Here is a 13,742-nt window from a genome sequence, read left to right on the forward strand (position 1 = left end):
TATGAAATTTTAATGACCGAATAAAAGCGTTTTCATTTTTTGAGGTTGAAATTTATTCAGCAATTAAAATTTCATACCCTTTCCGAAGAACATCTTCTATTTCATCAATATTTTTAAAATCTGTCTTCAGCAGAAACTTCTCGGATTAGAGGAAAATAAAAAAATAATAAATAAAAGAAAGTAAAGGTAAGTTCCGGTTTCAAGAAAAAAAAGTTCAAGCCCTACGGGTTTTAGAAAAAATCTCCACCCATACCGTTCCGCAAAAACATTCTCTTGCGATTTCACGCCTACATTTCCGATGATGCATCGGGTAGTATTTTTTCTAAAAAACTTGTTTTTCTTGAAACCTCCACTTGATGGACGACTTTCTTTTTTTTCTTTTTTTTTCTTTTAAAAATTTTATGTGTGGCTTGTTGTAACGAGGCACATCATCTTAAAAAAAACGAAAGTATGCCAAATTACATCATCAAAACGCACCGAAAAGACACGCTATACGCCAAACCTCATTTATTCATACTTAACAAAGGGATGAACAGCGGAAAGCCACAAAACACGCCATTTACTAACAGCTTTGTGGTTATTTTTCAAAACGAAAAAGATTGCGAAAGTATTTATTTTGTCGCTTACAGCTTATGGCAAACAAAGTTTTGGCATCAGTTCCTTTGCGGTTCAGTTATTCCATTTTTACGCCTTCCAGACTTTAAAAAAGAATTTAATCCGAAAGCTAGTTTAATGATGCAAGAACACGAAGAGCATCAAAAAAATATTGCGACACTCAAACTTTTAGAACTCAAAGAAAAACAATTTCACGAAAACATAAACCTCATAAATGACTTACGCAGAAGCATTTTATACAGGTATTGCAGGAAATAATAACTAATCTAAATCAGCTAATATGAAACTATTTATTTTGTACCAAACCGACAATTGGAAAAGCAAAGCATCAAGAGTATGTTTTGGTATTTTCGACACCAGAGCCAAAGCCATTGACAGCGCAAAATGGCAAGAATTATTCAATCATAATTCCGAAGTTGTGGTTTTAGAAGTAACACTAAATCTATTTGAAGAAATCTAAAACTAAAAAAAGCCCAATCCTTGCGGTTTGGGCTTCATTATTGTCTAATCCAAAGGTCACCACAACTAGAATTAAACTATTTTTTGTGCTTCTTTATAAAAAATTTGAGTGCCAAAGATATTGAAAAACTGACAATTGCACCAACAGATGCTAATATTACAGTTTTTAAAACATCGCTAGAGTTCAAATTTGGAACAACACTCAAAAATGTACCGCCAGCGGTACCCATCAGTGTATTATTATTTACTTGCATTACTCTTTTCTTGTGTTGTCGTCAATTGACTAACTGCTGAAACAACACCGCCAGCCACAGCCAAATAACCTCCAATTGTGATAACCACAACTGGTAAAGCAATTGGTGCAGCTAAAATAGTTCCGCCAACAGCAGCTAATGCCAAACCAACATTTCGAAGCACTTTGAAAAATTTTGGAGTTGGAGCTTTCACTCTTTTTATTACATTCATAATTTATGAATTTAAGATTTAACAATCAATTCTATACTTTCTTTTCTGTCCAAAGCTTTGTAAACCAAACTTTTTAATTTGTCAAAAGCTTTTCGGGACATCAGACCTAAACCTGGTCCTGAAAGTTTCTTTACAGGAGCAATACAACCATTTAATTCTTTCAAAGCATTATTGGCGGGATGAAACAGAATTAAACTTCTGTTTCTCACATCCAAAATCTCTAAATGCCATTGAAATTTATTACTGTATCGTTTTTTTATAAAATATTTCCCTTCCGGAATACAGGAAACCTTCGTTTCGTTCATCTTCCAAGGCAATTCAATCGTTTTACAAATTAATTTACCATCGCATTCGAGTTTTCCGTTCGTTCCTTCGGGGAAATAAGTTCTAGTTATTGAGATAACCATTACACACCACTATCAACTTTAGCGATTGATAAAGGGTTAAATGCACCATTTTTCAATGGGTACATAGTACCATTGATTTGCTGATAAAACTCCACGCCTAAAGCTAAAAACAATGGTTTTGTACTTGCAGGTGTAACAGCATTAACTTGACTAATTACAGCCGTTGGAGTTGCATCCCATGGTAAAATTGCCGTTTCTGATGTAGCAACAATAAAAGTTTCCGCTTCAAAGTCAATTTCCGCTCCACCAGAAATAATTTTAAAGTGAGTAGTTCCACTTGGTGCAGCAATCATATTTGACGGAATGAACGAAGCCAAATCCACAGTAATTTCTCCAGCAACACGATCAATAGCTCCTACAAATGGAGCAAATAAACTCGTTCCAAGCTTTCCACGAATATTGAATTCAAAACCAAATAACAATTCAGCTTCACCATCAATAACGTTTCTCAAACCTCTTTCGCTTACTAAATCAGCTTGAATAACTTTTACCATCGCTTGAGTTAAGCGACTAACCATTCTACCATCCGCAGAATTGATTAAAAGCGGACGCAAAGCCGTTCTCAAAATCTTTCCTGCTTTACCTGCTCGTCCAAACTCCGAACCATTTTCACGCGTTCTTTGAAACGCTGGATCACTTGCAATTCTACTAGCGTCAATTCCGCCTTTTTCTCTTGCCAAGTGCCCATCTTGCGTTTTGTAAAAAGTAATATCTCCGATAGTACCTTTCAGTTTAATTATGCCTTTCTGTCTTGCCATAATTTCTAAAATTTAGATTAATAATTTCTCTAAATCATCTTTCTGTTGCAACATCTTCCGAGTGATTTCAAAACAAATTTTAGCCATTTTAATAGAATAAAAAAGTGAGAGCAGTTCCATGTGTCGCAAAGCAACACAAATGGCTTAAATCGGCATAAATGCCTATCAAGAAGCTCATAAAACAACTGTAAATTGCAGGAGAAAATTATATTTCAAAAAATATTACTTTTGTATAATCTTAAAGTATACTAATCAGTAGGTTTAAGCTAATCAAAGCCTAGTCAAAGGCATAGATAATGTATGAAATTTGAAAAACAGAGGGTGTGCATCTATCCGAAAGACATACAGCGCATAACAGGCAAGAGTTATCGTCAAAGTACTAGATTAATGCAAAAAGTAAAAACTGACCTCAACAAGCTCGAAAATGAGTTTCTAACTATCGAAGAGTTTTGTTCATACGCAGGATTAAAATATGAACAAGTAGCTCATTTGATTTTTGGTTAAAATGCGGATAAAATCCCAACTCCATTTTAAACCATTTTAGATAAATATAGTGTTAAATAACTAGTTCATTTTTTAGTCTTGATACTTTAGTATTCAGATTATTATGCTTATATTTGACTACTTTGAATTTAAGATAATTGTAATCCTAATAAAGAGGTGTCAGTCGAGGAGTCACTAAAATAATATGCTTTGCGAAGTATTCATTTTATTGGTGACGTTTGTACCGGACAAATCCCTCTTTCTCCGCAAAATACTTTTTAAAGTACTTCAAAACCCCTAAAATCTTATGATTTTCGGGGTTTTCTTTTTTTCTAAATCCCCTAAATATCTATATTGTTAATCAAGTCTCAATAAGTTAACACTAATTAATACTCTATAGTAATAGCTAACACTTGTAATTGTTTTCTCAACATAAATTTGTTCTATAAAATTAGATAGTATGAAAACAACTTATGTTAACCATTTATTTCAAATATTAGTAGTAATAATTTTTCTTAATGTTCAAACCTCTTTTTCACAAGATAAATATAAAGATCAATTAAATGTAATCTTTGAAACTTTTATTACTAAAGATTTTCAACTTCTTAATCCAATTGTAAAACATCAATATAAGAATAAGACAATTAAAGAGGTAGAAAATTTTATAAACACCATCAAGCAACAAATTTGTCTTTTTCCAACTCCAGAAGGCTATAGAGTTATTGGTAATGAAACAATTGGTTTTAATGAAAAACTAACAGTTGAATATCAATATGCTAACAAAACAAGATTACATTATTTTACTTTTAACCCTAAAGGTAAGCTCATAAGAATACAAGTTGCACCATCAATCGCAGCGTCATTGTAGTGTTTTATTAATTTAAAATATAAGTTTATGTTTTTACAAATAAATAAAAGTATTTCTAAATATGTTCATTTTAATGAGGCAGAATTAAATTTGTTCAATTCATTATTAGAATATAAAAAAGTTTCTAAAAAAACAATCATGCTTCGTGAAGGTGAAAAATGTAATTTTGAAGCTTTTGTAATTAAAGGTTGTATTAGAAAGTATTACATTGATTCTAATGGTGTTGAAGTTGTTTTACAATTTGCAATTGAAGACACTTGGGTAAGTGATATATCATTTAACGAGTTTGAAACCAAGCCAAGCCAAGTTTTTATTGAAACTCTCGAAGACACTGAATTATTAATGTTTAATCCTGTGAGCAAAGAAAAACTATATACAATAGCTCCTAAATTTGAGCGTGCATTTAGAATTCTTATGCAACGCAATTTGGATGTAATACAAAATCGTTTATTACATACAATTTCTAAAACTGCTACAGAAAAATACATTGAGTTTCTTGAATTATATCCAAAAATACCACAAAGAGTTGCTCAACATCATATTGCATCTTATTTGGGAATTTCAGCTGAGTTTCTTTCCAAAGTAAGAACAAGAATGGTACGTCATTAGAATAATAATAAAGCGGTTGATTACCGCTTTATTTTCTAAAAAAAACCTGAACTATTTTAAAATTTCACAAAGACATTGGAACATCCATTAATAAAATTTTTGTATTATTTTCATTTGATGCAATTGTAATTTTTTGTGTATCCCAAATTCCTAAACCATCTTTGGTTTCTAGAAGTTGGTCGTTAATTGTTGCTGAACCACTAATAATAAAAGCATAAATTCCGTTTCCATGTTTTTTTATAGTGTATGCTGTTGATTTTTTATCATCAAATGTACCTAAATTAAACCAAGCGTCTTGATGAATCCAAACACCATCATCATCTGGATTTGGAGAAACTATCTGTTGAAATTTATTAATTCCCTCTTCTTTTTTTAAAGTAATCTGATCGTATCGCGGCGTTACATTTTTTTTATTTGGATATACCCAAATCTGTAAAAATTTAACTTGCTTGTCTTTATTTTTATTGAACTCGCTATGAAAAATTCCTGTACCAGCACTCATTATCTGAATATCACCATTTTTAATAATTGTGGTATTTCCCATACTATCTTTGTGCTCTAAATCGCCTTCAAGCGGAATACTTATAATTTCCATGTTATCATGAGGATGTCTACCAAAACCCATTGCTGCCGCAACTTTATCATCATTTAATACTCGAAGCACACCAAAATGCATTCTCTCGGGATTGTAATAATTTGCAAAACTAAATGTTTGATAACTTTCCAACCAACCATGATTTGCAATTCCTCTTGTATTTGCTTTGTGCAAAATGGTGTTTTCCATCATTAATGATTGTGAATTTGGTAAGTGATTGAATCCTAATATTTCTAAAGGAACAATTTCGTCAATTCTATTTTTAACGATATTTCCAAATACGGCTGTTGCAGCAAACATTCCTGTGCCAAATAGTCCTTTTTTTAAGAAGTCTTTTCTATCCATAGTTTTTAGTGTTTTTAGTTGAAGATGCAAATTTCGTCACCTCTTTTTTATTATACATTGAACTAGAACAAGAAAAAATAATTGTGACAAGTATTTTAAAAGTAAAAAAAATTATTGTTTAGCGAGTTTTGTTCTTGTTTTACTTAAAAATTCGGCAGTCATTCCTAGATAAGAAGCTATGTGATGTTGAGCAACACGCTGTGAAATGGTTGGATATAACTTAATAAATTCTAGATATTTTTCTTGAGCCGTTTTGGCAATCGTACCTATAAGTCTGTTTTGCATTGATGATAGATTTCTTTGAACTAGTAATCTAAAAATCCGCTCAAATTTTGGAATTTCAACCAATAGTTTTTCTTTTGTTTCTGGAGTTAACAAAAGTAATTCACAATCTTCAAGAGTTTCAATAAATAATTTACTTGGTTTTTTTTCATGAAAACTTGCTATATCGCTAACCCACCAATCTTCTACTGCAAATTGAAGTATTACCTCATGGCCATGCTCATCGATATAGAATTTTCTGATGCATCCTTTTAAAATGTATGCTTCAAAATTACATACTTCACCATCTTGTAGTAATAGTGTTTTTTTAGCAACAGTTTTATTTTGTAAAATTGAATTAAAATAATCAATTTCATGTTGAGTGAAATCGCCATTTTTACAAACATTTTTATTTATTAAGTCATACATATTTTTATAATTTAGATAAAAAATAAGTAGCTAATTTAATGATTTAAACTTGACTTTCTGCTATTTTTCTTTTACGTTTTTGTTCTAATGCTTCAAGAATTTCACATTTTAATAATCCGCTTCCTCCACCATAGTGTTGAATAATTTCGATGTTTGGCTGATTAGTGTTAAAAAAAAATCTCATTTCTTCTTCACATTCTTCCTCAATTCCAGAACTTAAAAGTACAATATCCAAAACTTGATTAGCACAATATTCTTTTGCAAATTCTTTATCTGTAAAACCCTCAGCATGCCATTCTTCATTGGCATTTACAAGTCGGATTAAAATCTCTAAAATGGATGGATTCTTACCAAAAATTAAAAACTCTATTTTTTTCATTGCTTTTTTTTTTTGCAAAATTAATTGGACTTTACTACTTTATACTTAATCTAGAATAAGAAATTCCATAACTATCTTTTAAACATTGGTAATGGATTTAACGGATTTTTAAATAAATTTTTCAGTGTACTTTTCATTAAAAATGCATGAAATCCCAAACTTGGTAATTGTTGATTTAAAAATTTAATATCCGCTGATTTCACTTCAAATTTTAAAACTCCTTGAGAAACATCAATCCAATCTGCTTTTCTAAATATTTCAATGGTTTTATAGTCACTATTTCTGTAACTACTCATTTTATGATGCCAATTAATCATCAAAGTAATTTCTTCAATCCAATCTTGTTTATTTGTAGCAATTAAATATTTTTTTGCTTGCTCGATTGATGGATTCAAATAATCAAAAGTTTGATCTGTCCATATTCCGATATCATGAAATACCGCTGCAATAGCATACTTCTCATCATTCTTGGTATCATTATCCATCAATTTACAATAACTATATATTCGAGAAACGTGATTTCTATACCGGTTGAAATCGATACCAATTACTGATTTATAATGACTTAATAATTCATCTATTATTTGATAAGAATAATTCATATTGAATAGATTTTTAAATGTTTTACTTCAAAATTACAAAAATTGATGATCGAATTGCTTTTTTTATATTGCGTGTTCGATGTCCTTTTCCAAAAGTATCTTCCACCAGAAGAATGTCTCCTTGTTCAAAATTTCTAATTTCTCCTAATGATGTTTGAATTTCAATTTTACCATCTTGAAGAATGATGTATTGTCTATTGGGAGCTTTGTGAAAGTCAAAATCATAATCGGCTTTTACTTTTCTAAAAACTATACCCACTGCTTCTTCCCTATTTGATAGAAAACCAATTTCGCCTTTATCTTGAAGGTCAATTTTTATATTCTCAAAATGACTTTCTCCATTTTCATCCGCATAAATTCGGGTAACATTATAATAATTTTTCATTTTATTTATATTTAGATTTAAAAAAAGATGCTCATGGATTTCTCATAAATCCATAAGCACCTAACTAATCAAAACAATCAATTAACTAAATTTTTAATTTGAAACCATTCTACAGCTAAATCTAAATCTAACTGGCTAAGGTTATGACCTGTATTTATTGTGAAATTTGTAACATCAAATCCTGCGAAGTTTAAAGCTTCTACATAATTTTCTATTTCGCCAGAACTTACCATTGTATCTTGATTCCCTGAGGATAAAAATATTGGAGTTTTGTTGAAGTTAAATTGTATCTCTTGATGATGAAAAGGCAACATAGGTCTAAAAAGTATTGCGCCAGCTAGAAAATTTGGATGTAAAAACAAAGTTGCACCAGCAATATTAGCTCCGTTTGAATATCCCAAAGCTATAATTTTGGTTGCATCAAATTTTTCTTTTTCAGCTAATTCTTTTATAAAAGTCACCATTTCATGAGTTCTAAACTCTAAATCTTCTTCGTCAAAAACACCCATTGCTAATCGTTTAAAGAATCGTGGCATACCATTTTCGTTGGTATTTCCTCTTAAACTTAGAATGTTTATATCGCTTCCAAAATAGGTTGCTAACGGAATTAAATCGTGTTCATTTCCTCCAGTTCCATGAAGTAATAAAAGTGTCATTGCCTCTGGATTTCCAGAAGATTTATAGACGTAATGCATTGGTTGAAAGTCCATGATAAATTAATTTATTTTTACTAAATGTGCTTCAATTTCGGCACGACTTGTTTCGTATTGTGGAGGCAATTTTAAGCCTTTACCAAGATTTTCTAATGTTTCATCAACAGTAAAACCTGGGTTATCTGTTGCAATTTCAAATAATACTCCGCCTGGTTCTCTAAAATAAAGAGAATGAAAGTATTGACGATCGATTTGTTGGGTAATGCCTAATCCTTTTTCACTGATAATTTTATGAAAATGCATTAAGCTTTCGTCATTGTTAACTCTAAAAGCAACGTGATGAACCGAACCATTAGCAACATGTCCACGTTTTTCTTCTGGTAATTCTACTAAATCAACAATTGAAGCATTTTCAACAGCAGTTGTAGCATAACGATAACGATTTACAGATTTTTCAATCAATTTGTATCCGAAAATATCAGTAAGAATACTTGCCGTAGCTTCTATTTTATTTAATGTTAATGTGATGTTGTGAAAGCCTTTTAGAGCAACAGAGGCTTTGATTTCATCTGTTTCCCATGGTTTTCTATTATCATCAGTAGTTGATTCTATCAATTCTAATTTTAAACCATCTGGATCTAAAAAAGTCACATATTTTTCTCCAAATTTTTCGGATGGTTTGTTGTAAATAACATTGTATTTTTCAAAGCGTTCTATCCAAAAATCCAAGCTTCCATTTGGAACAGAATAACCAATTTCTGATGCCATACCAGAACCTCTTCTTGCTTGCTGAATTCCTTCACCCCATGGGAAAAAAGTTAGAATTGTTCCGGCACTTCCTATTTCGTCACCAAAATAAAAATGGTATGTTCCTGGATCGTCAAAATTGACAGTTTTTTTAATGAATCGTAATCCTAAAATGTTAGAATAAAAATTAAAGTTTCGTTTGGCATCTCCTGCAATTGCAGTAATATGGTGAATGCCTAAAATTGTATTTTCCATGATGTGTGTTTTTGTTTTAATTAATTTATAGTACAAATTTACAACCGTCGAGTAACCTGTGCATTGAACTAGATTAAGTAATGCGATTTATTTGTTTAAAATTTATATTGCATTGTTAATCCACTTAATACTATATCTTTTCCTGAACCAGAATCTTTAATAAACTTTCCTGTATGAAACCACGTTGTTTCTGCTTTAAAAGACAAATGATTGGAATATTGATATACTATTAGTCCTGCGATTTGTGAACCTATGAATTTCTCTTTTGAATTAGTTCCTGAGTAGATTAGACGTTGATTTGGAGCATAAATTCCGTCATTTTTACTGTATCTCCAAAAGGCATCATAATCTATCGAAAAATTAATTTTAGAATTGATTTCAAAATCTATTGATGGATGAATGTCAAACAAATTAGAAGGACCAATTAATGCGGCAAGTCCAAAATAAGCACCTTTTGGAAAAAGCGGATTAAATGTTTCTATAGAATTATCATCATACTTTTTATTTCCAGATATAATTTCAGACTTTAATCCGATTGTAGGTTTGAGTATTATATTTTCAAATTGATACGTAGTATTTGATGAGATTGTCCAAGCTTTAATGTTAAGATTTTCAACTTTTCCAAATTGATAAACGGCTTCAAAATCATAATTGAAATTACCTTTATTTTTCCAGACTCTTGTTCCAATAGTATGCCGTAGTTCTTTTCTGGTTCCTTCATCAAAATCTGCATTTTTTCTCCAAAATCCTAGATAGTAGATATCAATGTTATTAAATAAAGGAACATTATTTAATACAGTATAACTTCCCCATAATTTTGTTTCGTTATTGAATGCATCATCAACTATTTTTTCCCGATTAACAACAGGATGCATATAAAATAGATCTGATTTTATATTTTTTGAATTCCAAATAATTTTTATTCCATCAAATGCTAATCGACTATTTGGGAGTTCTCTTACAGCAATCAAACGTTGACTTCCATAAGAAAGTTCTTGACGTCCAGCACGAAGAATTAGTTGCTTTTGAGAAAGAAAATTTACATCAAAAAAAGCTTGATGAATATCTAACGGATTATTTTCAATTGAGTTTGGGTTAATTCTTCCGTTTGCATTACTACTCTGCAGTTGAAAAAAGAATCTAAAGGATGAATTCGCATGAAAATCGGCATACAACAAATATCTAGTAAGTATAAATCCGTCGTTGTCATTAGATGCATCACCCCAATCTTCATTTTGAATATTAAAATATTGTAATCTAACTTCTCCTCCAGTAGAAATATATGTTGTTTTGTCTTTATTTACTGGTATGAATTTTAATCGTTTATAATCTGTTTCTACAGAATCATTTTTAAAATAATTTATATCATCATCATAACGCAATGATTTGAACGCAATTTTTTGTTGTGCATTTACAATACAATAATTTAAAAGTATAATAAGTGTAAAAAAGCGTTTCATAAAATTTATTTTTTTGTAAAATAATTATCCAAAGAATATTTTCCAGGACCAAGTAATGCTATCAAAATGAAGCTTACGCTATACATAAACGGAACATCTTTTATAGCAATAGTATCATTAAAATGAAGAATGAAATAACCAGTTAATGTTACTGCTAAAATGGGAAGAGTTGCTAATCTAGTAAACAAACCAACAACAATAAATAGCGGCATAATAATATTTGCACTTGTTGCAAAGACTTGATTTAGTACTTCTGGTAAACCAAAAGGATTTGGAACAATTTCGGCTGAAGTTACACCAATTCCTAGTTTTTTTAGTCCATGTGCTACAATTAATTCTGCGGATATTGCAACTCTAAATAAGAGTAAAGTAAAATTATTTAAATTACTACCTAGATTACTTTGCATCAAGTGAAATAGTATTTTTTTCATGATTTATTTTTTTTGATAACCTCCATAGAAATTCACCGGACTCCAAGCTGGCTCTGCTTTTGGGATTGTTGGAGCATATTTAGAAAATTCTTCAGTTCCGTAAACCACTTTACCATCAAGAATTGTTAAACGAGAGGTAATTTCTTTAATTTTTTCAGAATCAACTGTTAAATAATCATCGGATAAAACAGCAATATCAGCCAAATAACCTTCTTTAATAGTTGCTCTGTCTTTATCCTGATGAATTAATGAAGCACTTCCTTGTGTGTAAATTTTTAAGGCTTTAATTCGATCCAACTGATTTTCTTTGGCAGCAAATTCAATTCCACCAATAGATTTTCCAGTAACTAACCAGTATAAACCAACCCATGGATTGTAGCTTGCCACACGTGTTCCATCGGTTCCGCCACCAATAGGCAAACCTAAATCAATCATTTTTTTAATTGGAGGAGTATTTAAAGCCGCTTTTTTTCCGTAACGAGAAATAAAAGTTTCTGCTTGGTATACCATTCTATGCTGAATTGCTATTCCACCACCTAATGCTTTGATGCGAATTAGATTTTCATCGGAAACAGTTTCGGCGTGATCAAAAAACCATATTAATCCGTTTAATGGAGTTTCTTTATTTACTTCTTCAATTACATTTAAAAAACGAGTAATACTTTCGTTGTAGGTTGCATGCAATCTAAAAGGCCAACGATTTTTGACTAAAGTTCCAATTACAGCTTTTAGTTGTGTTTCCATTACAGCAGGTAATTCTGGACGTGGTTTAGTGAAATTTTCAAAATCGCCACCCGAAGCTACAAGATTTTCGCCTCCACCTTGAACGTAATACTCTGTTGGTTTATCGTCATGGTCGTCGTGTTCTTCAATTTCGACCATTCCAATCCATTTTTGATAATCTTCTAATTCTTTACCTGGTTTTTGTGCAAAAAGATAGTAAGGTAATCGAACTGTTAGCTGATTGGTTTTAGAAAGAGAATCGGTTATTGCATAATCATCTGGGAAATTTTGAAAACCTCCGCCGGCATCCATTACGCTAGTTACACCAAGAGAATTTAATTCGGACATAAATAATTTAGTCGAATTTACTTTTTCGGAAGCAGATAATTCTGGAAGTTTGGCTAAAGTAGAATATAAAATAAAGGCATTTGGTTCAGCTACTAATAATCCTGTAGGTTGCCCAAATCGATCTTTTTGAATTAATCCACCATTTGGATTTGGTGTATCTTCTGTAATTGCTAGTTTTTTAATAGCTGCTTTATTCAAATAGGCTTCACCATAAAGATTTAAAACAAAAGTTGGAGTATTTCCTGTTGCTTCATTGATTTCATCAAGTGTTGGTTTTCTCTTTTCTTCAAATTGATGTTCTGTCCATCCGCCGACAACGCGAACCCATTGGCCTTCTGGAGTTCTTTGAGCTTGCTCTCTCAACATTCGCAAAGCTCGATTCAATGTTTTTACACCATCCCAACGTAATTCTGTATTGTAAAAGCGTCCGCCACGAATAACATGAAGATGTGAATCATATAAACCTGGAATTACAGTTTTTCCTTTAGCATCGATTACTACTGAAGTTCTGTTTTTGTACTTTAATACTTGCGAAGTAGTTCCTACTGCAATAATTTTATCACCTTTAATAGCAATTGCTTGAGCAAATGGTTTGTTATTGTCAAGTGTAATTACTTTAGCATTTGTAATAATTAGATTTGCTTTTTTTTGTGCAAATGAATTTATTGTAATTGATAAAATGAAAAGTATAGAAATGTATATAGTATTTTTCATGATAAATTTTGGATTAAAAAAGCGGATATTTTAGAAATATCCGCTTTTATTATTTATTAGTGTTTTATTACTGCACGAGAGTATTGAATTCCAATTCCGTATGAGCCACCATATTTTACAACTAAATCAGTTACTGCTTTATAAGTTTCACCTCTTGCCCAATCACGTTGTAATTCTAATAAATATTGTAAAGAAGTAATTGGTTTTGCTCCAGCTTGAACCATTCTTGTTACTGCCATTTCGTGAGCTTCTTTAGAAACGTCACCACTTGCATCGGTTACAACATATACTGTATAACCGTCATTGATTGCAGATAATACTGGTCCAACTATACAAACGCTAGTCCATAAACCACCGAATACAATTGTTTTTTTACCTTTACCAACTATAGCTTTGTAAGCATTTACATCTTCCCAAGTGTTCATTGTTGTACGGTCAATATAGTTAGAAGTTGCTTTTGGGTAGAATTCTTGAACTTCTGGAAAAACTGGTCCGCTAAATGATTCTTCTGCTACTGTTGTTACCACGGTTGGAACTTTGAAGATTTTAGAAGCACCAGCTATTAAAGCAGTATTGTTTCTAAGTTGTTCAATGCTAATACTTGTTACTGGAAATGCCATTTGGCTTTCATAATCAACCAAAACTAATGTATGATTGGTTGGGTTCAATAGGCTTGGACTTGGTTTTTGAGCGAATGCTACGATTGATCCTAATGCTAAAACTGTTGTTAAAATTATTTTTTTCATGATAT

At 31.2% G+C, this 13,742-nt stretch carries 18 protein-coding genes; 4 read left to right on the plus strand and 14 right to left on the minus strand.

Translation table 11 applies throughout. The features are described from left to right. Positions 1–450: 450 nt before the first annotated feature. Complete coding sequence (locus LG45_RS15770) at positions 451–873, plus strand: DUF6943 family protein (protein WP_035129051.1); 423 nt, start codon at positions 451–453, stop codon at positions 871–873. Positions 874–895: 22 nt separating this feature from the next. Continuing rightward, entirely contained in the window at positions 896–1,075 is a 180-nt protein-coding gene (locus LG45_RS15775) for a hypothetical protein (RefSeq protein WP_035129054.1), read from the plus strand. A 239-nt stretch (positions 1,076–1,314) separates the two neighbouring features. Here the strand turns inward: LG45_RS15775 and LG45_RS15780 are convergent, their stop codons facing one another. Genes LG45_RS15780 through LG45_RS15790 form a run of 3 tightly spaced genes read right to left on the minus strand, consistent with a single transcriptional unit; the run spans position 1,315 to position 2,704 of the window. Continuing rightward, positions 1,315–1,539: a hypothetical protein gene (locus tag LG45_RS15780; protein WP_035129057.1), complete on the minus strand. Its 225-nt coding sequence runs from the start codon at positions 1,537–1,539 to the stop codon at positions 1,315–1,317. Positions 1,540–1,550: 11 nt separating this feature from the next. Beyond that, positions 1,551–1,946 (minus strand): DUF5675 family protein, encoded by a 396-nt coding sequence (locus LG45_RS15785; protein WP_035129059.1) that lies wholly within the window; start codon positions 1,944–1,946, stop codon positions 1,551–1,553. Beyond that, a complete protein-coding gene (locus LG45_RS15790; protein WP_035129062.1) occupies positions 1,946–2,704 on the minus strand; it encodes a hypothetical protein in 759 nt (252 codons plus the stop codon). Before LG45_RS15790 ends, LG45_RS15785 begins: the two co-directional genes overlap by 1 nt. Positions 2,705–3,647: 943 nt before the next feature. On the opposite strand from LG45_RS15790, the gene LG45_RS15800 reads away from it, so the two are divergent. Together LG45_RS15800 and LG45_RS15805 are read left to right on the plus strand one after the other, a co-directional pair. Continuing rightward, complete coding sequence (locus tag LG45_RS15800) at positions 3,648–4,055, plus strand: hypothetical protein (RefSeq protein ID WP_035129065.1); 408 nt, start codon at positions 3,648–3,650, stop codon at positions 4,053–4,055. Positions 4,056–4,082: 27 nt separating this feature from the next. Continuing rightward, the gene (locus LG45_RS15805; protein WP_035129070.1) at positions 4,083–4,664 is read left to right on the plus strand and encodes a Crp/Fnr family transcriptional regulator; all 582 of its coding nucleotides are present in this window, start codon (positions 4,083–4,085) and stop codon (positions 4,662–4,664) included. Between the two features lie 64 nt (positions 4,665–4,728). Here the strand turns inward: LG45_RS15805 and LG45_RS15810 are convergent, their stop codons facing one another. From LG45_RS15810 to LG45_RS15860, 11 genes are all read right to left on the minus strand, one after another. Then, complete coding sequence (locus LG45_RS15810) at positions 4,729–5,448, minus strand: pirin family protein (protein WP_240471895.1); 720 nt, start codon at positions 5,446–5,448, stop codon at positions 4,729–4,731. Positions 5,449–5,715: 267 nt separating this feature from the next. Then, entirely contained in the window at positions 5,716–6,294 is a 579-nt protein-coding gene (locus LG45_RS15815) for a Crp/Fnr family transcriptional regulator (protein WP_035129076.1), read from the minus strand. 43 nt (positions 6,295–6,337) lie between these two features. Next, a complete protein-coding gene (locus tag LG45_RS15820; protein ID WP_035129079.1) occupies positions 6,338–6,673 on the minus strand; it encodes a hypothetical protein in 336 nt (111 codons plus the stop codon). Between the two features lie 71 nt (positions 6,674–6,744). Next, positions 6,745–7,275, minus strand: a complete 531-nt coding sequence (locus tag LG45_RS15825) for a hypothetical protein (RefSeq protein WP_035129083.1) — start codon at positions 7,273–7,275, stop codon at positions 6,745–6,747. A 22-nt stretch (positions 7,276–7,297) separates the two neighbouring features. Further along, positions 7,298–7,660, minus strand: a complete 363-nt coding sequence (locus LG45_RS15830) for a cupin domain-containing protein (protein ID WP_035129086.1) — start codon at positions 7,658–7,660, stop codon at positions 7,298–7,300. 77 nt (positions 7,661–7,737) lie between these two features. Next, a complete protein-coding gene (locus tag LG45_RS15835; RefSeq protein ID WP_052087634.1) occupies positions 7,738–8,370 on the minus strand; it encodes an alpha/beta hydrolase in 633 nt (210 codons plus the stop codon). A gap of 6 nt (positions 8,371–8,376) precedes the next feature. After that, complete coding sequence (locus LG45_RS15840; RefSeq protein ID WP_035129088.1) at positions 8,377–9,315, minus strand: ring-cleaving dioxygenase; 939 nt, start codon at positions 9,313–9,315, stop codon at positions 8,377–8,379. Positions 9,316–9,410: 95 nt separating this feature from the next. Next, complete coding sequence (locus tag LG45_RS15845; RefSeq protein ID WP_035129091.1) at positions 9,411–10,775, minus strand: alginate export family protein; 1,365 nt, start codon at positions 10,773–10,775, stop codon at positions 9,411–9,413. 5 nt (positions 10,776–10,780) lie between these two features. Continuing rightward, positions 10,781–11,206, minus strand: coding sequence for a DoxX family protein (locus tag LG45_RS15850; RefSeq protein WP_035129094.1), 426 nt, complete (start codon positions 11,204–11,206; stop codon positions 10,781–10,783). Between the two features lie 3 nt (positions 11,207–11,209). Beyond that, entirely contained in the window at positions 11,210–12,991 is a 1,782-nt protein-coding gene (locus tag LG45_RS15855; protein WP_035129097.1) for an amidohydrolase, read from the minus strand. A gap of 56 nt (positions 12,992–13,047) precedes the next feature. After that, positions 13,048–13,737, minus strand: coding sequence for a hydrolase (locus LG45_RS15860; protein WP_035129099.1), 690 nt, complete (start codon positions 13,735–13,737; stop codon positions 13,048–13,050). Between the last annotated feature and the right edge of the window lie 5 nt (positions 13,738–13,742).

The sequence above is a fragment of the Flavobacterium aquatile LMG 4008 = ATCC 11947 genome, from assembly GCF_000757385.1.
GTDB lineage: Bacteria > Bacteroidota > Bacteroidia > Flavobacteriales > Flavobacteriaceae > Flavobacterium > Flavobacterium aquatile.